The sequence below is a fragment of the Pseudomonas sp. GV105 genome, from assembly GCF_003058185.1.
GTDB classification, from domain to species: domain Bacteria; phylum Pseudomonadota; class Gammaproteobacteria; order Pseudomonadales; family Pseudomonadaceae; genus Aquipseudomonas; species Aquipseudomonas veronii.
The window spans coordinates 437963-461306 of sequence record NZ_QBUF01000004.1 but is presented as its reverse complement, the minus strand read 5'-3'; the positions used below and the strand labels follow the sequence as shown (position 1 = coordinate 461306).

General features: G+C 61.4%; 23 protein-coding genes. 20 read left to right on the top strand and 3 right to left on the bottom strand.

Annotation, left to right across the window (positions count from 1 at the left end):
- From C8K66_RS10595 to C8K66_RS10585, 3 genes are all read left to right on the top strand, one after another.
- On the top strand, positions 1-423 hold a 423-nt coding region (locus tag C8K66_RS10595; RefSeq protein ID WP_115930808.1), incomplete at its 5' end, for an ATP-binding cassette domain-containing protein.
- 19 nt (positions 424-442) lie between these two features.
- Positions 443-1408, top strand: coding sequence for an L-arabinose ABC transporter permease AraH (gene araH, locus C8K66_RS10590; protein WP_090234700.1), 966 nt, complete (start codon positions 443-445; stop codon positions 1406-1408).
- A 188-nt stretch (positions 1409-1596) separates the two neighbouring features.
- Positions 1597-2400 carry an IclR family transcriptional regulator gene (locus C8K66_RS10585; RefSeq protein ID WP_046489321.1) on the top strand — a complete coding sequence of 268 codons (804 nt, stop codon included), beginning with the start codon at positions 1597-1599 and terminating at the stop codon, positions 2398-2400.
- On the opposite strand, the gene C8K66_RS10580 is transcribed toward C8K66_RS10585, so the two are convergent.
- The gene (locus tag C8K66_RS10580) at positions 2401-3453 is read right to left on the bottom strand and encodes an NAD(P)-dependent alcohol dehydrogenase (protein ID WP_108524805.1); all 1053 of its coding nucleotides are present in this window, start codon (positions 3451-3453) and stop codon (positions 2401-2403) included.
- 181 nt (positions 3454-3634) lie between these two features.
- On the opposite strand from C8K66_RS10580, the gene C8K66_RS10575 reads away from it, so the two are divergent.
- The gene (locus C8K66_RS10575; protein WP_017848522.1) at positions 3635-4528 is read left to right on the top strand and encodes an AraC family transcriptional regulator; all 894 of its coding nucleotides are present in this window, start codon (positions 3635-3637) and stop codon (positions 4526-4528) included.
- A 180-nt stretch (positions 4529-4708) separates the two neighbouring features.
- Here the strand turns inward: C8K66_RS10575 and C8K66_RS10570 are convergent, their stop codons facing one another.
- Positions 4709-6373, bottom strand: coding sequence for an electron transfer flavoprotein-ubiquinone oxidoreductase (locus C8K66_RS10570; protein ID WP_017848521.1), 1665 nt, complete (start codon positions 6371-6373; stop codon positions 4709-4711).
- 530 nt (positions 6374-6903) lie between these two features.
- Between C8K66_RS10570 and C8K66_RS10565 the strand changes: the two genes are divergently transcribed.
- The 14 genes from C8K66_RS10565 (at position 6904) to C8K66_RS10500 (ending at position 18460) form a co-directional block, all read left to right on the top strand.
- The gene (locus tag C8K66_RS10565) at positions 6904-7653 is read left to right on the top strand and encodes an electron transfer flavoprotein subunit beta/FixA family protein (protein WP_017848520.1); all 750 of its coding nucleotides are present in this window, start codon (positions 6904-6906) and stop codon (positions 7651-7653) included.
- Between the two features lie 2 nt (positions 7654-7655).
- A complete protein-coding gene (locus C8K66_RS10560; protein ID WP_017848519.1) occupies positions 7656-8585 on the top strand; it encodes an electron transfer flavoprotein subunit alpha/FixB family protein in 930 nt (309 codons plus the stop codon).
- Between the two features lie 67 nt (positions 8586-8652).
- Positions 8653-9471, top strand: a complete 819-nt coding sequence (locus C8K66_RS10555) for an ABC transporter substrate-binding protein (RefSeq protein WP_046382389.1) — start codon at positions 8653-8655, stop codon at positions 9469-9471.
- Between the two features lie 9 nt (positions 9472-9480).
- Positions 9481-9843, top strand: coding sequence for a DUF4398 domain-containing protein (locus tag C8K66_RS10550; protein ID WP_108524803.1), 363 nt, complete (start codon positions 9481-9483; stop codon positions 9841-9843).
- Positions 9840-10655 carry an OmpA family protein gene (locus C8K66_RS10545; RefSeq protein WP_057003789.1) on the top strand — a complete coding sequence of 272 codons (816 nt, stop codon included), beginning with the start codon at positions 9840-9842 and terminating at the stop codon, positions 10653-10655. The genes C8K66_RS10550 and C8K66_RS10545 overlap by 4 nt, the downstream gene beginning before the upstream one ends.
- A gap of 205 nt (positions 10656-10860) precedes the next feature.
- Complete coding sequence (locus C8K66_RS10540) at positions 10861-12300, top strand: PLP-dependent aminotransferase family protein (RefSeq protein WP_017848515.1); 1440 nt, start codon at positions 10861-10863, stop codon at positions 12298-12300.
- 104 nt (positions 12301-12404) lie between these two features.
- Positions 12405-12890 carry a translation initiation factor 2 gene (locus tag C8K66_RS10535; RefSeq protein WP_108524801.1) on the top strand — a complete coding sequence of 162 codons (486 nt, stop codon included), beginning with the start codon at positions 12405-12407 and terminating at the stop codon, positions 12888-12890.
- A gap of 162 nt (positions 12891-13052) precedes the next feature.
- Positions 13053-13307, top strand: coding sequence for a YkgJ family cysteine cluster protein (locus C8K66_RS10530; RefSeq protein WP_017848513.1), 255 nt, complete (start codon positions 13053-13055; stop codon positions 13305-13307).
- A gap of 40 nt (positions 13308-13347) precedes the next feature.
- Positions 13348-13953 (top strand): START domain-containing protein, encoded by a 606-nt coding sequence (locus tag C8K66_RS10525; RefSeq protein WP_046382392.1) that lies wholly within the window; start codon positions 13348-13350, stop codon positions 13951-13953.
- A 103-nt stretch (positions 13954-14056) separates the two neighbouring features.
- Positions 14057-14293, top strand: a complete 237-nt coding sequence (locus tag C8K66_RS10520; protein WP_046382393.1) for a hypothetical protein — start codon at positions 14057-14059, stop codon at positions 14291-14293.
- Positions 14294-14506: 213 nt separating this feature from the next.
- Positions 14507-14848, top strand: a complete 342-nt coding sequence (locus C8K66_RS10515; RefSeq protein ID WP_003193463.1) for a ribonuclease E inhibitor RraB — start codon at positions 14507-14509, stop codon at positions 14846-14848.
- 447 nt (positions 14849-15295) lie between these two features.
- Complete coding sequence (locus tag C8K66_RS10510; protein WP_046382394.1) at positions 15296-16705, top strand: circularly permuted type 2 ATP-grasp protein; 1410 nt, start codon at positions 15296-15298, stop codon at positions 16703-16705.
- A 4-nt stretch (positions 16706-16709) separates the two neighbouring features.
- Positions 16710-17660: an alpha-E domain-containing protein gene (locus tag C8K66_RS10505; protein ID WP_026140215.1), complete on the top strand. Its 951-nt coding sequence runs from the start codon at positions 16710-16712 to the stop codon at positions 17658-17660.
- On the top strand, positions 17657-18460 hold the full coding sequence (locus C8K66_RS10500) for a transglutaminase family protein (protein ID WP_017848508.1): 804 nt from the start codon (positions 17657-17659) through the stop codon (positions 18458-18460). The genes C8K66_RS10505 and C8K66_RS10500 overlap by 4 nt, the downstream gene beginning before the upstream one ends.
- A gap of 1 nt (position 18461) precedes the next feature.
- Here the strand turns inward: C8K66_RS10500 and C8K66_RS10495 are convergent, their stop codons facing one another.
- Positions 18462-19268 (bottom strand): cytochrome c, encoded by an 807-nt coding sequence (locus tag C8K66_RS10495; RefSeq protein ID WP_108524799.1) that lies wholly within the window; start codon positions 19266-19268, stop codon positions 18462-18464.
- A gap of 640 nt (positions 19269-19908) precedes the next feature.
- Here C8K66_RS10495 and C8K66_RS10490 point away from each other — a divergent pair.
- Complete coding sequence (locus C8K66_RS10490; RefSeq protein ID WP_046382396.1) at positions 19909-21114, top strand: acetyl-CoA C-acetyltransferase; 1206 nt, start codon at positions 19909-19911, stop codon at positions 21112-21114.
- Between the two features lie 15 nt (positions 21115-21129).
- Positions 21130-23277, top strand: a complete 2148-nt coding sequence (locus C8K66_RS10485; RefSeq protein ID WP_108524797.1) for a 3-hydroxyacyl-CoA dehydrogenase NAD-binding domain-containing protein — start codon at positions 21130-21132, stop codon at positions 23275-23277.
- The last annotated feature ends 67 nt before the right edge of the window (positions 23278-23344 follow it).

The window sequence follows — 23344 nt, the reverse complement described above, 5'->3', positions numbered from 1 at the left end:
GCCCATTCCCGGTTCGGCTGGCTGCTGCGCGAGGGCTGGGAGCAGGGCAACGCCGAGCAGCAAATCCGCGGGATGAAGGTCAAGACGCCGAGCGCCGCGCAGAAAATCATGTACCTGTCCGGCGGCAATCAGCAGAAGGCCATTCTCGGCCGCTGGCTGTCGATGCCGATGAAGGTGCTGCTGCTGGATGAGCCGACGCGGGGCATCGACATCGGCGCCAAGTCGGAGATCTACCAGATCATCCATGACCTGGCGGCGAGCGGCATCGCGGTGATTGTGGTGTCCAGCGACTTGATGGAGGTGATGGGGGTTTCCGATCGCATTCTGGTGCTGAGCGAAGGCGCCCTGACCGGTGAATTGAGCCGCGATCACGCGGATGAAGCACGGCTGCTGCAACTGGCACTCCCGCGGTCGCGGGTTTGAAGCATTCGAGGGCACAGGTATGTCTCAAGTAAAAACTGCAAAAAGCTTCTGGCCGGGTTTCAACCAGCGCAAGTTTCTCGATGACTGGGTGATGCTGCTCGCCGCGTTGGGCATCTTTGTGCTCAGCGCGTTGTTTATCGACAACTTCCTCTCGCCGCTGAACATGCGCGGGCTGGGCCTGGCGATTTCCACCGTGGGCATCGCCGCCTGCACCATGCTGTTCTGCCTGGCGTCGGGGCACTTCGACTTGTCGGTGGGCTCGGTGATCGCCTGCGCCGGGGTGGTGGCCGGGATCGTGATCCGCGACACCGACAGCGTTGTGCTCGGTGTGTCGGCAGCCTTGGCCATGGGCCTGGTGGTGGGGCTGATCAATGGCATCGTCATCGCCAAGCTGCGCATCAATGCGTTGATCGCCACCTTGGCGACCATGCAGATCGTGCGCGGCCTGGCCTACATCTTCTCCAACGGCAAGGCGGTCGGCGTGATGGACGAGCGCTTCTTCGTGTTCGGCAACGGCCAACTGCTGGGCGTGCCGGTGCCGATCGTCATCACCGTGCTGTGCTTTGTGTTCTTCGGCTGGCTGCTCAACTACACCACCTACGGGCGCAACACCATGGCCATCGGCGGCAACCAGGAAGCGGCCTTGCTCGCCGGGGTGAATGTCGACCGCACCAAGATCATCATCTTTGCCGTACACGGGTTGATCGGCGCATTGGCCGGGGTGATCCTCGCGTCACGCATGACCTCGGGTCAGCCGATGATCGGCCAGGGCTTCGAGCTGACGGTGATTTCCGCCTGCGTGCTGGGCGGGGTATCGCTCAGCGGCGGCATCGGCATGATTCGCCATGTGATCGCTGGGGTGCTGATCCTGGCGATCATCGAGAATGCGATGAACCTGAAGAACATCGACACCTTCTACCAGTACGTGATCCGCGGCTCGATCCTGCTGCTGGCGGTTATTATCGACCGCATGAAGCAGCGCTGAATTCATGCCATGTGAAGATCTAAGTGTGGGAGGGGGCTTGCCCCCGATGGCGGTCTATCAGTAACAGATGTGCAGACTGGCACACAGCTATCGAGGGCCAGCCCCCTCCCACATTTGGATCTCAACTGTATTGAGGTTCGGTATTTGCCATAATGCCGCTCGTTTTCGTACCACCACATAGGCTCGATATGCAGGAAACCGCCCACACCCCCGTCAAAGACGCCGCCCCCACTGGCACCCAGACCTTGCTGCGTGGCTTGGGCGTGGTGCAGGCGGTGGCGGCTGGTGCGCGGGATCTGAAAGAGATCGCCCGGCGCATCGGCACCACCCGCAGCACCACGCACCGCCTGGCCAGTTGCCTGGTGGAGGAGCGCTACTTGCGCGTGGTGCCGCAAGTCGGTTACCTGCTGGGGCCGAAGCTGATCGAGCTGGGGTTTCAGGCGCGTGAAGAGTTGCCGTTGGTGACCCTGGCGGTGCCGTACCTGGATGAGTTGTCGGCGCTGACCGGTGACACCATCCACCTGGCGATTCGCGAAGACGACGACGTGCTCTACCTGCACAAGAACCCCGGGCGCAACGGTCCGGAAATGCGCTCGCGGGTCGGCCACCGCATGCCGCTGGCGCGGACCGGCATCGGCAAGGCGTTGCTGTTGGATGACAGCGTCGAAGAGTGGCAGCGCCTGTACGAAGTCAGCCAGCCGGCGGCAGGGAAACACCTGCAGTGGCCGCAACACCCCGAGCAATCCTGGGCGCAGTTCGAGCAGCGCATGCATGAGTATGTGCTGGGCGGGTATGCGTTCGACCTGGAAGACAACGAACCGTCGATCCGCTGCGTGGCGGCACCGGTGCGCGATGCCAGCCGGCGAATCGTCGCCGGCATCAGCATCGCCAGTACCGTGCCCTACATGCCGCTGGAGAAAATGGCCGAGCTGATTCCTGTGATCAAACAGGTTGCGGCGCGGCTGTCTGCGGAGTTGGGCGCGAAGGCCTGATCAGGCCTTCAAGGTCGCCATGTCGATGACAAAGCGGTACTTCACATCGCCGGCGATCATGCGCGTGAACGCCTCGTTGATCTGACGGATGTCGAGCATTTCGATGTCGCAGGTGATGCCATGCTCGGCGCAGAAATCCAGGACTTCCTGGGTTTCTGCGATGCCGCCGATCAGCGAACCGGCGAGCATTTTACGCCCCAGCACCAACTTGGCGGCGTTGACGGGCGGGTCCACCGGCTCGATCAGGCCAACAAGGATATGCACGCCGTCAAAGCGCAGTACATCGAGGTAGGGGTTCAGGTCGTGCTGCACCGGGATGGTGTCCAGCAGGAAGTCGAAGTGCCCGGCGGCGGCTTGCATTTGCGCGGCGTCGGTGGACACGATCACATGATCCGCGCCCTGGCGGCGGCCTTCCTCGGCCTTGCTCGCGGAGCGGGTGAACAGCGTGACTTCGGCGCCCATCGCCTTGGCGAACTTGATGCCCATATGGCCCAGGCCGCCCATGCCGAGAATCCCGACTTTATCGCCGGCCTTCACACCGTAGTGCTTGAGCGGCGAGTAGGTGGTAATGCCGGCGCAGAGGAGCGGTGCGGCGCTGGCCAGGTCGAGCTTGGCCGGGATCTTCACCACAAAGTGTTCGCTGACCACGATGCTGTCGGAGTAGCCGCCCATGGTGTTGCTGCCGTCCACACGGTCCGGGGTGGCGTAGGTCATGGTCGGGCCTTCGAGGCAGTATTGCTCCAGGTCCGCTTGGCAGGCGTCGCAATGGCGGCACGAGTCGACCATGCAGCCGACGCCGACCAGGTCACCGACCTTATGCGCGGTGACGCTGGCGCCGACGGCGGTGACTTTGCCGACAATCTCATGGCCCGGCATCAGCGGGTACACGGCGATGCCCCATTCGTTGCGGGCCTGGTGGATGTCAGAGTGGCAGACGCCGCAGTACAGAATTTTGATCGCCACGTCATCGGCGCGCGGGCTGCGGCGTTCAAACGACATGGGGGCGAGGGGAGTGGTGGCCGACTGGGCGGCATAACCGATAGCGGTGTACATGAGTGAACCTCGCAGAAGCAGTGACAAGTGAGGTGGGCCATTTTCCGCGCCGACCCCGGAGGCGGCCATGGCGATTGCTCCGAGTCTCATGCCTATTCGTCCGGGAGTACGCCTGGTTTGGATGCACGGCGCGCCAGACCTGCGATGATGCTCTCATCCCTTATTCGCGAAGTTTTTTGCCATGTTGTTGACCCGCCATCTCGACGCCAACGCCACCCTGGTTTCCTTGATCGAGCGGCTGACGCCCTGCGACGGTTTCTCCCCGACCCACCTGCCGGGCGTGCAGGTGCTGCGCGCCAGTTGCGACGTCGCACGCGGGCCGCAGATCTATGAGCCGAGCCTGATGTTCGTCGCCCAGGGCAGCAAAGTCGCATACCTGGGCCCGCGTACCCTGGAGTACGGCGCGGGGCACTACCTGATCCAGGCGATGCCGGTGCCGTTCGAGTGCGAGACGTTCGCCCTGGCGCCCGACGCACCGCTGCTGGGGGTGACGGTGGGGATTGATCGGGTGGTGTTGGGCGAATTGGTGATGGCCATGGGCATGCAGGCCGGGCCGCCGCCGACGGCGCAGACTTTGGAGTCGATGAGTTCGGTGGTGCTGGATGACGCCATGCGCGGTTGCGTCGAGCGCCTGTTGCAATGCCTGCACGATCCGTTGGAAAGCCGGATCATGGGCCCGGCGCGTGTGCGCGAGTTACTCTTCACCGCCTTGCGCGGGCCCCAGGCCGATGTGTTGCGGGCGTTGGTGGAACAGCAGGGGCAATTCTCGCGGATCGCCACCTCGTTGAATCACCTGCATGCTCATTACGCCGAGCCGCTGAATATCGAGACGTTGGCAGGTTACGCGCACATGAGTGCGTCGACCTTTCATGAACACTTCAAGCGCTGCACCTTGTTGTCGCCGGTGCAGTATCTGAAGCGTTTGCGTTTGCTCAAGGCGCAGCAGTTGTTGCTGGTGGAAGGCATGGGCGTGGCACAGGCGGCGCATCGGGTGGGGTATCAGAGTACGTCGCAGTTCAGCCGCGAATATAAGCGCTACTTCGAGCGCAACCCGGGCGAAGAGCGCGCTGCCTGATTCTCCCTGGCTCAACGGGATTAAAAATGTGGGAGGGGGCTTGCCCCCGATGACGGTGGGTCAGCCATCGATGTGCTGACTGTTCCACCGCTATCGGGGGCAAGCCCCCTCCCACATTGAGTTGATGCCAGCCACAAAAAAGGCTCCCGATCTGGGAGCCTCCTGGGTCATGCAACCCTTTTACATATTCGGGTAAGTCGGCCCACCCGCGCCTTCCGGCGTGACCCAGGTGATGTTCTGCGAAGGGTCCTTGATGTCACAGGTCTTGCAGTGTACGCAGTTCTGGGCGTTGATCTGGAAGCGCTTCTCGCCGTCTTCCTTGGTCACCACTTCATACACGCCGGCCGGGCAGTAGCGCTGCGCCGGTTCATCGTAGAGCGGAAGGTTGGTGCCGATCGGGATGCTCGGGTCTTTGAGTTTCAAGTGGCACGGCTGTTCTTCTTCGTGGTTGGTGCCGGAGATGAACACCGAGCTCAGTTTGTCGAAGCTCAGCTTGCCGTCGGGCTTGGGGTAGTCGATCTTCTGGCAGTCCTTGGCCAGCTTGAGGCAGGCGTAGTCCGGCTTGGTGTCGTGCAGGGTGAACGGCATTTTGCCGCCGAGGATGTTCTGGTCGAACCAGTTGAAGCCGGCACCGATGATCGGGCCGAACTTGTGCATCGCCGGGCCGAAGTTACGGGTGGCGAACAGTTCTTCGTAGAGCCAGCTGGCTTTGAACGCGTCGACGTAGTTGGTCAGCTCGTCGCCGCCTTCGGCGTCGGCCAACAGGCGCTCGGCCACGGCGTCGGCGGCGAGCATGCCGGACTTCATCGCGGTGTGGCTGCCTTTGATCTTGGCCACGTTCATGGTGCCCAGGTCACAGCCGATCAATGCGCCGCCCTTGAACACCATCTTCGGCAACGAGTTGATGCCGCCCTTGGCCAGCGCGCGCGCGCCGTAGCTGACGCGCTTGCCACCTTCCAGATACTGGGCCAGCACCGGGTGATGCTTGAGGCGCTGGAACTCATCGAACGGCGACAGGAAAGTGTTGCTGTAGGACAGGTCGACGATCAGGCCGACCACCACTTGGTTGTTTTCCAGGTGATAGAGGAACGAGCCACCGGTGTTCTCGTTGCTCATGATGTCCAGCGGCCAACCGGCGGTGTGGACCACCAGGCCGGGTTGATGCTTGGCCGGGTCGATTTCCCAGATTTCCTTCAGGCCGATGCCGTAGTGCTGGGCGTCGGCGTCGCTGTCCAGCTTGAAGCGCTGGATCAGTTGCTTGCCGATATGGCCACGGCAGCCTTCGGCGAACAGCGTGTACTTGCCGCGCAGTTCCATGCCGGGGGTGTAGACGCCTTCCTTCGGCTTGCCTTCGCGGTCGACGCCGAGGTCGCCGGTGATGATCCCGCGCACCACGCCGTTTTCGTCGAACAGCGCTTCCTGCGCGGCGAAGCCTGGGTAGACTTCCACGCCGAGGTTCTCGGCCTGCTGAGCCAGCCAGCGGCACAGGTTGCCCAGGGAGATAATGTAGTTGCCTTCGTTGTGCATGGTCTTGGGCACAAAGAAGTCAGGCACCTTGGTCGAGGTGTCGGCGCTGCGCAGCACATAGATGTCATCGCGCACCACCGGGGTGTTGAGCGGAGCGCCGAGTTCTTTCCAGTCCGGGAACAGTTCGTTCAGGGCGCGTGGTTCGAACACGGCACCGGAAAGGATATGTGCGCCGACCTCGGAGCCTTTCTCGACCACGCAGACGCTGATTTCCTTACCGGCTTCGGCGGCCTTCTGCTTCAGTCGGCAGGCGGCAGACAGGCCCGCCGGGCCAGCGCCGACGATGACCACGTCGAATTCCATGTATTCGCGTTCCACAGGCTATCTCCTACTCAGGCTCACAGGCTTTTTTTCTAATGGGTGGAGGTTGGGTGTCGTAAGCGTCATCGCTGCGTTCACTGGGCAGGCGGATGACCACCTTTCTCTCTAGGTGGCGCATTATATCTACACCACTCTCAGCGTCCAATACAAACGTTTGTTTGAATTGCTTGGAAGCTAGGTAAATCAAAGCAACGGGGCTTATGACTGGCCATTTTGCCGTATTGACCAGAATAGGCGTTCCGGTCAAGATACGGTCGGTTTTGCGCTCGCCGTAGGCTGACTGTAGGTTTCAAGAGCACCTTTAAAGACAGGCGAAGGCGAAAAAGAGTGACGCGTGCCCAATGCTGGCGCGCAGTTTACACGTCGCGATCATGAATGACCTCCCAGTCACCACTGACGAACGGTCATCACTCTCCATCGCTGCGTCACTTGCCGAAGGTTTTGAAGGTGCCCTTGTGTGCCGATGAGCATCAACCGCCAGGTTCGCCTAGGCGACTTTCTTTTCACCGGAGAGTAACGAGGAATCCATGAAGGTTCTTGTAGCTGTCAAACGCGTTGTCGATTACAACGTGAAAGTTCGCGTCAAGGCGGACAATTCCGGCGTCGACCTCGCTAACGTCAAGATGTCGATGAACCCTTTCTGCGAAATCGCCGTGGAAGAAGCCGTGCGCCTGAAAGAGAAAGGCGTGGCGACTGAAATCGTCGTGGTTACCATCGGCCCGACCACTGCTCAAGAGCAGCTGCGTACCGCTCTGGCCCTGGGCGCTGATCGCGCCATCCTGGTCGAGTCCGCTGAAGAACTGACCTCCCTGGCCGTGGCCAAGTTGCTCAAAGCCGTTGTCGACAAGGAACAGCCATCGCTGGTGATCCTCGGCAAACAGGCCATCGACAGCGACAACAACCAGACTGGCCAGATGCTGGCTGCACTGACCGGTTACGGCCAGGGCACCTTCGCCTCGAAAGTCGAAGTGAGCGGCGACAGCGTTGCCGTGACCCGCGAAATCGACGGCGGCGCGCAGACAGTTTCGTTGAAACTGCCGGCCATCGTCACCACCGACCTGCGTTTGAACGAGCCGCGCTACGCGTCTCTGCCAAACATCATGAAAGCCAAGAAGAAGCCTCTCGAAGTGCTGACTCCGGATGCTTTGGGCGTTTCCACCGCCTCTACCAACAAGACCGTCAAAGTCGAAGCGCCGGCTGCACGCAGCGCGGGCATCAAGGTCAAGTCGGTGGCTGAACTGGTCGAGAAACTGAAAAACGAAGCGAAGGTAATCTAATCATGACTATCTTGGTAATCGCTGAACACGACAACAAGGTACTGGCTCCGGCCACCCTGAACACCGTGGCCGCCGCGGCGAAAATCGGTGGTGACATCCACGTGCTGGTTGCAGGTCAGGGCGCTGGCGCCGTGGCTGAAGCCGCGGCGAAAGTCGCTGGCGTGAGCAAAGTACTGCTGGCCGACAACGCCGCTTACGCTCACCAACTGCCGGAAAACGTCGCGCCTCTGGTCGCCGAGCTGGGTGCTGGCTACAGCCACATCCTGGCTGCTGCCACCTCCAACGGCAAAAACATCCTGCCGCGGGTTGCCGCGCAACTGGACGTTGACCAGATCTCCGAGATCATCTCGGTCGAAAGCGCCGACACCTTCAAGCGCCCGATCTACGCCGGCAACGCCATTGCCACCGTGCAATCGACCGCCGCGGTCAAGGTCATCACCGTGCGCGCCACCGGTTTCGACCCGGTTGCCGCCGAAGGCGGTTCGGCCGCCGTTGAAGCCGTCTCCGCGGCCCATGACGCGGGCATTTCCAGCTTCGTCGGCGAAGAGCTGGCCAAGTCGGATCGTCCTGAGCTGACCGCTGCCAAGATCGTCGTTTCCGGCGGGCGTGGCATGCAGAACGGCGACAACTTCAAGCACCTGTACGCCCTGGCCGACAAGCTGGGCGCTGCCGTCGGCGCTTCCCGCGCTGCGGTCGACGCAGGTTTCGTGCCCAACGACATGCAGGTCGGCCAGACCGGCAAGATCGTTGCGCCACAGCTGTACATCGCCGTCGGTATCTCCGGCGCGATCCAGCATTTGGCCGGCATGAAAGACTCCAAGGTGATCGTAGCGATCAACAAGGACGAAGAAGCACCGATCTTCCAGGTGGCTGATTACGGCCTGGTGGCGGACTTGTTCGAAGCCGTACCTGAATTGGAGAAGCTGGTCTAATCCAGTCGCTTCACTTATAAAGAGCCCGGTCTTTTGACCGGGCTTTTTATTATCGGAGCACCTCGCCATGGAATTGCGCCCCTGGGCCACACTGCTGGGTTTCACACTGTTGCTGCCGACCCTGTCGCTGGCGGCCGGCAAATGCGAGCGCCTGGTGGCTACCGGCAGCCCGGACGCTCCGCCTTTGCTCTGGCGCGATCCCCAGGACCCCACGCACTTGATCGGCGCCACCGCCGACATGTTGCAGCAAGTGGCCCAGGACCTTGGGTTGAAAATCGACCTGCTCTATGGCGGCAAGCGTTCCCAGGCCTTGGACGAAGTGCGCAGCGGGCGCATGGATCTGCTGGCCGATGCGCCGTTGAATATCGGCGAGCTGGAAACCCTCGACTACCTCCACCCGGCGCTGGTGCAGATCGACTATCTGGTCTGGACCCGCAAGGACTCGGCGCTGGCCTATGCCACGGCCGCCGACCTGCACGGCCATCAGGGCGCGGTGTCGGAACGGGCGCGGTTGAGCCACGACTTTGAAACCTTCGCCGCCCAGCAATTGACCCTGCAACGCCTGCCCACCTTGACTCCGGCGTTTCAGAAACTGCTGCTGGGGGAAGTGGACTACGTACTCGCCGGACGTTACTCCGGCATGGCCATGGCCGAGACCCTGGGCATGAGCAATGACCTGTTCGCCCGCGACGTGCCCGTCGATCAGCCTGGCTTGTACCTGGCGATTTCCCACAACTCCGCGTGCAATGACCCCTGGCTGCGCGGACAGCTGGCGAAAAAGATGACAGAATTGTCCGGGTCTGGTGTGGCGCAAGCTGCGCTGCAGCGCAATCTGGAGCGCTGGAAAGCGCAATTGCAACAACCCGTCGGCACCCCAACAAAGTAGGGATTTTCAGTGATTTTTCGACCTTTTTTAGCGGCCCTCGCCGTCGTTGCTCTGGCGGGATGTGCAGCCGATCCTGCGCCGAATGAACAAATACGCCTCACCCAGCAAGCGTTGGAACAAGCCAGCGCCGTGGGTGCCAACTCCGATGAATCGTCCGAACTGAAACTGGCTGAAGGTAAATTCGCCCAGGCTCAGGCTGATATGGCCGACCAGTCCTACAAGAACGCGCGCATGCAGGCCGAACAGGCCGAGCTGGATGCGCGTCTCGCCGAAGCCCAAGTGTTGACCCGCAAGAGTCAGGAACAACTGAACGTGCTCAATACCCGTATCACCCGCCTGCGCAAGCAATTGCAGCTGGGAGAAGCCCAATGAGCCCGATGATCCGTGGCTTGAGTTGCGTCGTGCTGCTGGGCAGCGCGGCCCTGGGCGGTTGCGCCAGCCACCCGAATGGCGAGCAGGCCCTGCAACAGGCGGGCAGCGACTTCCAGAAGGTCAAGGAAGACGCCAACGTGCTGCGCTTCGCGCCCAAGGACGTGATCCGCGCCGGAGAGTCCCTGGCCCGTGCCGATCGCTTGTCCAGCTATTGGGGCAGCGGTGCCGACGTGGTGCATTACGCCTACCTCAGCCAGCGCTACAGCGCGATCGCCCGCGAACACACCGAGCAGGCGCTCAATCAGGAACGCGGCACCAAACTCGAACTGGAACGCCAGCGCCTGCAACTGGCCCTGCGCGAGAGCAAGCTGATCAGCGTGCAGCAGCAGGGCAAATGGCTCGAGGAACAGATCGCCAGCCTGGCCACCACCCAGACCGATCGCGGCCTGGTGATGACCCTGGGCGACGTGTTGTTCGACACCGGTGAAGCCGAACTGAAAAACTCGGCCAACCGCACCGTGCTGAAAATCGTCCAGTTCCTGCAACTGAACCCCAAGCGCATCGTGCGTATCGAGGGTTACACCGACAGCACCGGCGGCGAGCAGGAAAACCTCCAACTGTCCCGCGACCGCGCGCAATCGGTGGCGGATGTGCTGGTGGACCTGGGGATCGACGAAAAGCGCATCCAGGTCGAAGGCTATGGCGACCAGTACCCGGTGGAGGCCAATGCTTCCGAGCGCGGCCGCGCGCAGAACCGCCGGGTAGAGATCGTGTTCTCCGACGCGAAGGGCCAGTTGGGCGCCGCCCGCTAGGAACCTGGCGCAAGCAAAATGTGGGAGGGGGCGCCCCCTCCCACATTTTTTTCGGGGTACCCGAAACGCCTCAGGCCACCCTTACAGTTTTTTCTATCACTGCCGCTCGCGCTCGACTATTGTGGCAACTGTCCCCGTACACTTCTAAACTGTGCCGGTATGTTTCACACAAAAATAAAATAGCCGTGAAATCGAGTGCTGCGTCATGACCAATCTGTTGCTTTACCAACGTATCGCCCAGCAACTGGCTGAGGATATCCGGCGCGGTGTCTATCAACCGGGCGAGCGCGTGCCTTCGGTGCGCAAGATGAGCTCCCAGCTCAACGTCAGCCATGCCACGGTGTTGCAGGCTTACGCCAACCTGGAAGATCAGGGCTTGATTCGCGCACGGCCGCAGTCCGGGTATTACGTACACCAGACACCGGCGCTGACGGCGCCGACGCCGGATATCGCCCGGGTCGAGCGCCCGGGGTTGGTGACGCGCAGCAGCATCATTCAGCAAGTGTTGGTGGAGTCGCGTCGCGAAGGCGTATTCCCGCTGGGCGCGGCCGTGCCGAGTGTGGATTACTTGCCGGTACGCGCACTGCACCAGCAGTTGGCCAAGGTCACGCGCTTCCAGAGCCCGCGGGCGTTCAGCTACATGTTCAGCCCCGGCTTCGAGCCGTTGCGCCGCCAGGTGGCGATCCGCATGCGCGATGCCGGCGTGGTGGTGGACCCCTCCGAAGTGGTGATCACCCACGGCTGCGTCGATGCCCTGCAGATGTCGTTGCGGGTGCTGACGCGGCCGGGCGACCTGATCGCCGCCGAGTCGCCGACCTATTACGGCTTGCTGCAATTGGCGGATCTGCTGGGCCTCAAGGTCATCGAGATCCCCAGCGACCCCGCCACCGGCATGAGCCTGGAAGCCCTGCAATTGGCCGCTAACCAGTGGTCGATCAAAGCCCTGGTGCTGACCACGCGCCTGAGCAACCCGTTGGGCGGCACCATGCCCGAGGAGCGGCAGAAACACTTGCTGCGCCTGGCCTCGGATTTCGATATCCAGATTGTCGAAGACGATATCTACGGCGAACTGATGTTCGAACTGGGGCGCACCAAAGCCCTGAAAGCCTACGATCGCCTCGACCGCGTGATTTATTGCTCGAGCTTTTCCAAAACCTTGTCACCCGGCGTGCGTATCGGCTGGATGATCGCCGGCAAGTACCAGCAGGAAATCCAGCGTTTGCAGATGTTCAGCACCCATTCGGCGTGCAGCGTCACCCAGATGGGCGTCGCCGCGTACCTGGAGAACGGCGGTTACGATCGGCACCTGCGTTACATCCGCCAGGAGTACCGCAAGAACCTCAGCGCGTTCCAACTGGCGGTTCAGCAGTATTTTCCCGAAGGCACCCAGATGACCCGTCCGACCGGCGGTTTTATCCTGTGGGTCAGTTTGCCGGGGCGGGTCAATACCCAGGAACTGCACGTGCGTGCATTGCAGCAGGGCATCAGCATCGCACCGGGGTTGATCTTCAGTAATACGGAACAGTTCAACCACTGTATTCGTCTGAACTGCGGCACGCCGTGGAATCGCGAGGCAGAGCGGGCGCTGATGACTTTGGGGATGCTCGCCAGTCAGTTATGCCTGGAGACAGCGGCCGGCTTGTGAGGCTCGCCAAGCAGCCAGTTCTGATAGCTGGCCAATCACCGCGCTTGTCATGCTGCCCTCAACAAGCGAGCATATGGCCTTCTGCCGTTAAAGCTGTTGGCAATATGACTTCTATTTTTCGCGCTGTTTTAGTGATTAGCCTGTTCAGCCTGAGTCACGTCGGCGTCACGCTGGCGGCGACGCCTGTGGCGGACCCCGCACCGACCGCGAGTACCGAGCACACAACCCCCGCAAAAAAACCGACCCCGGCGAAAAAAGCCCCGGCGACCAACAAAAAAAACGCGTCGGCAAAAAAACGCGCGCCGATTGCGAGCAAGTCCGCCCGCGAAGTGGCCCAGACCCACTTGCCACCGGCACAGTTGGACTTGTCCCTGCCTTCCGACATGGTCAGGCACCTGCAGCCCATCGGCAGCATGCCCGCGCCAAAAAACGTACCGTTGTTGCCGCCGATGTTTGGTGAAAAGCCGGCTGACAACAGTGCGTTCCAGATCAACGGTCGCCTGCTCAGCAATGAGATGAAGCTGCAACTGCGCAACGAAGAACGGCGTGAGGTGGAAGGCGCGGCGCTGGATTTCGAATTCAAACAATAAACTTTTCCGACGAAGGTGACGTCGACACCCGACCATCTGTCGCAGACTGGTCAGTCACTTTTATTTTCTGCGAAAAACCCCTGTTAGACCATTTTAAAACGGCTGTTTAAGGGCGTACTCTAGCCCGGCCGTCCCTATTGAGCCGTCGAGGACCTGTTGCTCATGAAATGCCGTGAAGGCTGTGGCGCTTGCTGCATCGCCCCCTCCATCAGTTCACCGCTGCCGGGAATGCCCCACGGCAAACCCGCGGGCGAACGCTGCCTGCACCTGTCGGTCGAACAGTTATGCCTGCTGTTCGGACAACCGGAACGGCCGGCGGTGTGCAGTGATTTCAAGGCGGATATCGAGGTCTGCGGCACCGACCAGGCCGATGCGATCAGGTTGATCGGCTGGTGGGAGCAGATGACGGCGGCTTGATGGCTTTACTATCGGAACTTCAACAATAAGGAATACAACAATGGGTTCGCTGAAACGAATGGCTGTGTTGTGCGGTTTTACGGTGTTGTTTGCTGCCACTGCTCAGGCTGAGGATTGGCAAGTCGCCAAGGATGAAGACGGGATCAAGGTGTCGCTGAGCGAAGTCGCCGGTTCCAAGTACAAGGCGTATCGCGGTGTGACAGTGATCAAGGCCCCCGTGGCCAAGATCGAGGCCTTGCAGGAAGATGCGGTCGGTGCCTGCGCCTGGATTCATGACTGCAAGTCGCAAAAACTGCTCAAGCAGGAGGGCGTCAAGAGCTGGACCTACACCCAATTCAAGGCCCCGTTCCCAGTGACCGACCGCGATTCGATCCTGGAAATCACCACGTCCAAGGCCGCCGACGGCAGCGTGACCCGCACGCTGCTGGAAGTGCCGACCTATCAGCCGGAAGTGAAGGGCTATGTGCGCGTGGCCCAGGTCGACGGCTACTGGAAACTGGTGCCTAAAGGCGCCAACGAAACCGAAGTGACCTACCAGGTACACACCGAGCCAGGCGGCAGCGTGCCTTCGTGGTTGGCCAACAAGTTCGTGGTGGACGCCCCGTTCAACACCTTGAAAGCCCTCAGGGAACGCGCCGAGAAGTAAGCGCGGTAGACCCGGTGCCTGCGACCTTGAGTGGAACGTTTAGCGAGCCCTCAAGGTCCAGATAGAGGTAAGCCCACACGCGGGCTTTATCGAGGAGGCACCGATGCAAAAGTGGCAGATTACCTTCGTTGATGATCACGGCGTGCAGTCCGTGGAGCAGTTCACCTGCGAGCGCAAGCCCAGCCTCGAAGATGCGGCACACTTGATTCGCGACAAGCTGGTGCCGGTGGCCGCCGAACTGGACCTCAATGACCTGGAAGGCCGTAAACCCGAACCGACGGTCAAGATCCTCAAAGACCAGAACAGTATCCAGATCCTCGACATCTCTCCCGTCGTCTGAACATTCCCTGTCTGCCATTCAAGCGCCTCTGGTGGAGGTGATAGCTTCGCGCTACTCTGCAAGTGAGATCAGCGAATGAATCGCTAAGGTCTGGTCTTGTCAGCTACATGCTTGTTTTCCAGCGGTGATGTCATTGCCGTAGTACCCGCGCCAGTAAGGCGTGGGCTTCGGGAAGCACGGAAAGTCTATCCATCGGTTTGAGGAGGACGTTTCATGAGCACAGCCTATCAAGAAGACATCAGCACCAACGTTCTGCGCCGCATGAAAGAAGGCGGCTTCGATTTTTCACGGTTCCACCCCATCGAGTTCTACGCCATTTTCCCGGACGAGGAACGGGCGCGCAGGGCTGCGGGTCGGTTTCGTGGCGAATCCCTGAATGCCCAGGTCAGCGCGCGCGACGATGGCGCCTGGTACCTGGAACTGAGCAAGATCATGTTTGCAACCTACGACGGCATAGGAGACTTCGAGCAAGACTTTGAAGCGGTGGTCGAGCCGCTGGGCGGGATCATCGAAGGATGGGGCGTCAAGCAGGAGGTGCGTGGGTTACCCATGTAGCAGTATGAGAAACACAGCGTATCGGCTGACCTTTGGGTCGGCCGATTTTGTTTGTGGCGTCTGAAATCAGACGCAACTCGCGCGGTATTTCCAGGCAAAAAAAACCACCCGAGTGGGGTGGTCGAAAGGGAAGACCGGAGGAGTCGGTCGATACACGAGATCACACGGTACCGATTGCGCGATGGGTAAGGCTGTAGGACGAGTCCTGTTCAGCAGATGACGGTGATTATCCGCACCAGGGGGCGGGCAGTGAAATCAACACTGGCTATGCTGTTGATAGTCAAAGCCCGCATTGTGATGAAGCGCGCGACAAGACACCGGGCATTCCGCGCACCAGGATGGTGCGCTTAACTCCCCGCTATTATTTAACTCACTGATTTTTAAGTGTTTATGCCGCTGGCACGGGCCTTGCGATGATTCTTGCGTCCGGGTGACAAGGAGTACGGCATGATCCGCACTTATTACGACGAAATGTACGATGGGGCAGGGCAGGTTCGCCCTCATTACCGCGAGTTCGCCCGCTGGTTGGCCGAAACCCCCGCTGAACTGCTGGCCCAGCGCCGGCGTGAAGCCGATTTGCTGTTTCACCGCGCCGGGATCACTTTCACCCTCTACGGGGATGAGCAGGGCACCGAGCGCCTGATACCCTTCGACACCATCCCGCGCAGCATTCCCGCCAGTGAATGGCGGATTGTCGAACGTGGCTGCATTCAGCGGGTCAAGGCGCTGAACATGTTTCTCGCCGACCTCTACCATGAACAACGCATCATCAAGGCCGGGATCATTCCCGCCGAACAGGTGCTGGCCAACGAGCAGTATCAGTTGGCTATGCAGGGCTTGAATCTGCACCGCGATCTGTATTCCCACATCTCCGGTGTCGATCTCGTGCGTGATGGTGACGGCACTTACTACGTGCTGGAGGACAACCTACGCACGCCCAGCGGCGTCAGCTACATGCTCGAAGACCGCAAGATGATGATGCGCTTGTTCCCCGAACTGTTCGCGGCCCAGCGTATCGCACCGATCGACCACTACCCCAACTTGCTGCTCGACACCCTGAAAAGCGCCAGCCCCCTGGATAACCCCAGCGTGGTGGTGTTGACCCCCGGGCGTTTCAACAGTGCGTTCTTTGAGCATGCTTTCCTCGCCCGGGAAATGGGCGTGGAACTGGTGGAGGGCGCCGACCTGTTCGTGCGCGATGACCGCGTTTTCATGCGTACCACCGACGGCCCCAAGGCCGTGGACGTGATCTATCGCCGCCTCGACGATGCGTTTCTCGACCCGCTGGCCTTCAACCCGGACTCCATGCTCGGCGTCCCCGGCCTGCTTGCCGCCTATCGTTCGGGCAATGTGGTGTTGGCCAACGCGATCGGCACCGGGGTGGCGGATGACAAGTCGGTGTACCCCTTTGTCACCGAGATGATCCGTTTTTACCTGGATGAAGAACCGATCTTGAAGAACGTTCCGACCTTCCAATGCCGTAAGCCCGACGAACTGTCCCACGTACTGGCTAACCTGCCGCACCTGGTGGTCAAGGAAACCCAAGGCTCCGGCGGCTACGGCATGCTCGTCGGTCCGGCTTCCACGGCGGCGGAAATCGAAGCCTTCCGCGCGCGTATCAAGGCCAAGCCCCACGCCTATATCGCACAGCCGACCCTGTGTTTATCCACCTGCCCGACCTTCGTCGAAAACGGTATCGCCCCGCGCCATATCGACCTGCGCCCGTTCGTGTTGTCCGGCAAGGAAACCCGCGTGGTGCCCGGCGGCCTGACCCGCGTGGCCCTGCGCGAAGGTTCACTGGTGGTCAACTCGTCCCAGGGCGGCGGCACCAAAGACACTTGGGTGGTTGAGGACTGATGCCATGTTGAGTAGAACTGCCTCGGATCTGTACTGGATGTCGCGCTACCTCGAACGCGCGGAAAACCTCGCACGCATGCTCGACGTCAGCTATTCGCTGTCGCTGATGCCCCAGGACGGGCGCGGCGACGGCCTGCATGAACTGGCCATGCCGTTGCTGATCACCGGCACGCTGGACGACTACCACGCGCGACACGGTGAGCTGCACGCCGAACGCCTGCTGCACTTTTTCGCCCTGGACGCGGCCAACCCGGCCAGCATCTACAGCTGCCTCGGTGCTGCGCGGGCCAGCGCCCATGCGGTGCGTGGGCGAATCACGGCCGACATGTGGGAAAACATCAATGCCACCTGGCTGGATATCCGCGACATCGCCCAGCAAGGCTTGAGCCGCTACGGCATGAGCCGGTTCTGTGAGTGGGTCAAGGAGCGTTCGCACCTGTTTCGCGGCGCCACCTACGGCACCATCATGCGCAACGATGCTTTCCGCTTTATCCGTCTGGGCACTTTCATCGAGCGCGCCGACAACACCCTGCGCCTGCTGGACGCACGCTATGAAATGGCTGGCGACCAGGCCGAAGCGGTCAGCGATGGCACAGCCCACGCGTACTACCAGTGGAGTGCCTTGTTGCGTGCGTTGTCGTCGTTTGAGGCCTACACCGAGATCTACCGCGACGCCCCCGGCGCTCGGCAAGTGGCGGAGCTGTTGCTGTTGCGCGCCGATGTGCCGCGCTCACTGCGGGCCTGCAGCGAAGAGATCGACCAGATCCTCGCCAGCCTGCCCGGCCTCAACGGCCGCCCGGCCCAGCGCCTGGCCGCCGAAATGGATGCGCGCCTGCGCTTTACCGCCATCGACGAAATCCTCGAGGAAGGCCTGCATGCCTGGCTGACCGACTTTATTCCCTTGGTCCGCCAGTTGGGCGACGCCATCTACAGTTCCTACCTGGAGGCGGCATGAGACTCTCCATCAGCCACGAAACCACCTACCACTACGACGATCAGGTGCGCGCCAGCATCCAGTACCTGCGCCTTACGCCCCACGACAGCGAACGCCAGCACGTACTCAGTTGGCAACTGGATCTACCGCGTCCGGTGCGCGCCCAGGTCGACCCGTTCGGCAATATCCTGCATGTGCTGACCCTGGACGAGCCTCACGACGCCATCATCATCGGCGCCCGGGGCCAAGTCGATATCGACGAGTTGCGCGAGGCTGAGCACGAGAGCCAGTCCGCCTACCCGTTCCTGCGCAGTACGCGGCTGACCGAGCCCGACGAAGCCCTGCGCCGCTTTGCCGAGCAGCATTGCCATCAGCGCCGCGACCGCAGCGCCTTGATCGACCTGATGCACGCGCTCAACCACTCGATGGTCTACACGCCCGGCGCCACGGAGGTCGACACCAGCGCCGCGCAGGCCTTCGCGGGGCGTGCGGGGGTGTGCCAGGACCACACCCATGCGTTCCTGGCCTGCGCGCGCAGCCTGGGGATTCCAGCGCGGTATGTGTCGGGGTATTTGTACACCGAGGACAGCACGCACCTGGCCAGCCACGCCTGGGCCGAAGCCTGGCTGGACGACGCCTGGTACAGTTTTGACGTGACCAACCAACTGGCGCGGCCGGAGCGGCACCTGAAACTGGCCGTGGGCCTGGATTATCTGGACGCCTGCCCGGTACGCGGCATGCGGCGCGGCGGCGGGCATGAGCAGATGCATGCCAAGGTGTCGGTGGCGCCGACGCCGCTGGTTTCGGTGCAGCAGCAATAGCTCAGGGCTGCTGCTTGCGCCCGGCCATATGCTTCAAATACTCCACCAGCAACGCCAGCTCGCTGTCGGGCAACACGCCGACGGCGAAGGCCGGCATTTTCGCCTGGGGCCAGCGCCGCAGGCTTTGTGGGTCGCGGATATAGCGCTTGAGGAAATCGCCGCTGAAATATTCGGTGGGGTTGTAGGGAATGTTCAGGTCCGGCCCTACCTGTGCATCGCCAGCCCCATTGAGGCGGTGACAGGCCAGGCAGTTTTTCTGGAACAGCGCAAAACCTTGGTTGACCGGATCATTCGCACCCAGCTTCGGATCGGGCAACAACGCCGGAAAACGCTCGGCAACCGTCTTCAACTGCTTGATCCCGGAGATCTGGAACGGCCATTGCTCGGGGCTGATGTGCCCGGCCTGAGGGTTCGTCCACACCAGGTAGAACGGCCCGGCACTCGGCTTGTCGGCGGCCAGCGCGGGCCACGGATCGGTGGGATCTTCCACCGCCAGCCAGGCGCGGGCGCCGTGTGTTTCCAGCAAAGGCGCGGCGCTCAGTTCGGCGGCGAACCCGTCGAGCGCGATGGCCTGCAGATGGTTTTCCGTCTGCAGACCCGGTAGGAGTACCGCCAGTGGGACTGCGCGATACGTCATGCTTCGCTTGTAGGAAACGTCATCAACGATAGGCACCGTCTGTGCATCGGGGTGCTTGAGCAGGTCTTCGGTCTGCCAGGTCTTGCTGGTGTGGTCCAGCTCGATGGTCAACTGCGCGGCGGCAACGGGCAGGGCGAGGAACAAGGCGAAGAGGGCGAGGATCGATTTCAAGAGAGAGGCCCGGTGCGAGAAGAAGTGGCGCCTAAGATACCGGAAAATTCCCAGGCAAAACGGCAGCCCCTGCAACAGGACCGCTATACGCAATGTCCTCGCAGGAGCTGCCAAAAACTGCAAGCCTGATGTACAGAATGGCGCGTGTGATTCGTCACCCAAGCACCTTGGTCAGGTTGGGCAAGATCAGAATCAGTGTGGTGGCGAACAGAATAAGTCCCGCCTGACGTATTTTCGAATGCTTGAACATGGCTGACTGCCTTTTGTTGTTATTCCTGAGCGTCAAATGCGTGCCGGTTTATTTCAGTATCGCAACGTGACGTGTCGCTTTTCTTACAGCTGCTCCAGCAAAACCCGGCAGCAACTTCCTACTGAGTGAACCTTAGAGCCCTCGTTCTGCGTGGCTTAGATCCATTTCATATCAACTTGTCATGTTTTTTACTAAAAAAGGTATGAGGCCTATCGCCATCTTGGCGCCAATGCCTTGGCTAGACCGCTAAAACGATTAATCAAACGGTTGCACTCATCTGCTACCGTTCGTCCGAGCGAGGGGGTCAAACGCAATGAGCGCATCCGTCATTGAAACCGTGTCAATCGGGCCTAAGGTAAGGGCACACATGCACAGCGGTTCGAGGATGTCATGACCCAAGCTTTGATCTTTGATGCGATACGCACGCCCCGGGGCAAAGGCAAGGCCGACGGTGCCTTGTACAGCGTCAAGCCGGTAAACCTGGTGGCGGGTTTGTTGACGGCGCTGGCCCGGCGCAGCGACCTCGATACCCGCCAGGTCGATGACATCGTCCTCGGCTGCGTCACCCCCGTGGGCGACCAGGGCGCCGACATCGCCAAGACCGCCGCGCTGGTGGCGGACTGGGACGTCAGCGTCGCCGGTGTCCAGGTCAACCGCTTCTGCGCCTCGGGCCTCGAGGCCGTGAACCTGGGCGCGATGAAAGTGCGTTCCGGCTTCGAAGACCTGGTGGTGGTCGGTGGCGTCGAGTCGATGTCCCGCGTGCCCATGGGCAGCGATGGTGGCGCCTGGGTGCTCGATCCGCAAACCAATCTGCACAGCCATTTCACGCCCCAGGGTATTGGCGCGGATTTGATCGCGACCCTGGAAGGCTTCAGTCGTCAGGACGTCGACGCCTTCGCCCTGCATTCCCAGCAGAAAGCGGCCCGGGCGCGCGCAGACGGTTCCTTCAATAAGTCGCTGATCGCGGTGCAGGACCAGAACGGCCTTGTGCTGTTGGACCACGATGAATTTATCCGTGCCGACTCCACCCTCGAAGGCCTGGGCAAGCTCAAGCCCAGCTTCGAGATGATCGGGCAGATGGGCTTCGACGCCACCGCGCTGCGGGTCTATAGCCATGTCGAGCGGATCAACCATGTCCACACCCCCGGCAACAGCTCCGGTATCGTCGACGGTGCCGCGTTGATGTTGATCGGCTCCGAGGCCAAGGGCCGCGAGCTGGGCCTGCAAGCGCGGGCGCGGATTGTCGCCACGGCGGTCACCAGCACCGACCCTACCATCATGCTCACCGGTCCGGCGCCAGCCACGCGCAAGGCGTTGGCCAAGGCCGGGCTGCGCGTCGAAGACATCGACCTGTTCGAGGTCAACGAGGCGTTCGCCTCGGTGGTACTCAAGTTCATCAAAGACATGGGCATCGACGCCGCCCGGGTCAACGTCAACGGCGGCTCGATCGCCATGGGCCACCCGCTGGGCGCTACCGGTTGCGCGATCCTCGGCACCTTGCTCGACGAACTGGAAGTGCGCCAACAACGCTATGGCCTGGCCACCCTGTGTGTCGGCGGTGGCATGGGCATCGCCACCATTATCGAACGCCTCTGAGCCCAAGGAATTGTCATGACCCAAGCCATTCGTTACGAAAAAGGCCAGGACCAGATCGTGGTCCTGACCCTCGACATGCCCGGCCAGAGCGCCAACACCATGAACGCTGTGTACCGTGAGGCCATGGCGGCCACCGTGGCGCGGCTGCAAGCGGAAAAGGACGGTATCGCCGGCGTGGTCATCACCTCGGCGAAGAAGACGTTCTTTGCCGGGGGCGACCTCAATGAACTGATCAAGGTCGACAAGGCCCACGCCAAGGAATTTTCCGACAGTGTGCGGGTACTGAAGGCGCAACTGCGCAGCCTGGAAACTCTTGGCAAACCGGTGGTCGCCGCCATCAATGGCGCGGCCCTCGGCGGCGGCTGGGAGATTTGCCTGGCGTGTCATTATCGGGTCGCGCTGGACGACCAGTCGCTACAACTGGGGCTGCCGGAAGTCACCCTGGGCCTGCTGCCGGGCGGCGGTGGCGTGGTGCGGATGGTGCGCCTGTTGGGCTTGGAAAAAGCCCTGCCGTATTTGCTCGAAGGTAAGAAGATCCGCCCACGGCAGGCCCTGCAAGCGGGCTTGATCGACGCGCTGGCAGTGGATCGCGACGAACTGCTGGCCAAGGCCCGCGCCTGGATTCTCGCCCACCCCGAGGCCGCGCAGCCTTGGGACAACAAGGCTTACCAGATCCCCGGAGGCACGCCGTCCAGCCCGAAAGTCGCGCAGATGCTCGCCATCGCGCCCTCGATCCTGCGCAGCAAAACCAATGGCTGCTTGCCGGCGCCGGAGAAAATTCTCTGCGCGGCGGTGGAAGGTGCCCAGGTGGATTTCGACACCGCGCACCTGATCGAAACCCGCTACTTCACCGAATTGGTCACCGGGCAGGTGGCGAAAAACATGATCGGCACCTTCTGGTTCCAGCTCAATGACATCAACGCCGGGCGTTCGCGCCCTGAGGGTTTTGCGCCTTACCTGACGCGCAAGGTCGGCGTGCTCGGTGCCGGAATGATGGGCGCGGGGATCGCCTATGTCAGCGCCTGTGCAGGCGTTGAAGTGGTGCTCAAGGACATCAACCTCGCAGCCGCCGAGAAAGGCAAGGCGCACTCGGCCACACTGTTGGACAAGAAGGTCAGCCGTGGGCAATTGACCGCCGAGCAGCGCGAAGCCACTCTGGCGCGTATCCATCCTACGCAGTCTGACGCCGACCTGGCCGGCTGCGACCTGATCATCGAAGCGGTGTTCGAAGACCGTGAGCTCAAGGCCAAAGTCTCTGCGGCCGCGCAAAACGTGGTCGGCCCGGACGCGGTGATCGCTTCCAACACGTCCACCTTGCCTATCAGTGGCCTGGCCACGGCGGTGCCGGATCAGACCAAGTTCATCGGCCTGCATTTCTTCAGCCCGGTGGACAAGATGCCCCTGGTGGAAATCATCAAGGGTACACAGACCTCGGACGAAACCCTGGCCCGTGGTTTCGACTTCGTCCTGCAAATCAAGAAAACCCCGATTGTGGTCAACGACAGTCGCGGCTTCTTCACCTCGCGGGTGTTCGGCACGTTCACCAACGAAGGCATTGCCATGCTCGGCGAAGGCGTGGCTGCGCCGATGATCGAGACCGAAGCGCGCAAGGCCGGTATGCCGGTGGGGCCGCTGGCGGTGTCCGACGAAGTGTCGCTTAGCCTGATGAGCCATATCCGACAGCAGACAGCCAAGGATCTGCAGGCTGAAGGTAAAGCCGTGCCAACCCATCCGGCGACGCAGGTGATTGATCTGTTGGTCAACGAATACCAGCGCATGGGCAAGGCGGCGGGGGGCGGTTTCTATGAGTACCCCGCAGGTGGGCAGAAGTATTTGTGGCCGGAACTGAAAAGCCGCTTCGAACGCCCCGACCAACGCATTTCAGCGCAGGACGTGCGCGACCGTTTGTTGTTTATCCAGGCGATCGAAACCGTGCGCTGCGTGGAGGAGGGCGTGTTGATGTCCACCGCGGACGCCAACGTCGGCTCGATCTTCGGTATCGGCTTTGCGGCGTGGAGTGGTGGCGCTTTGCAATTTATCAACCAGTACGGCTTGAACGACTTTGTTGCACGGGCGCGCTACCTGGCCGAGCAGTATGGCGAGCGCTTCTCGCCGCCGGCGTTGTTGCTGCAGAAAGCCGCACAGGGTGAAGTATTTCGGTGAACGATGCGGGGCTTGCTTTGCAGGTACATTTCAAGGCAGGCTCTGGAGGTGTTCAATATTCCCATCG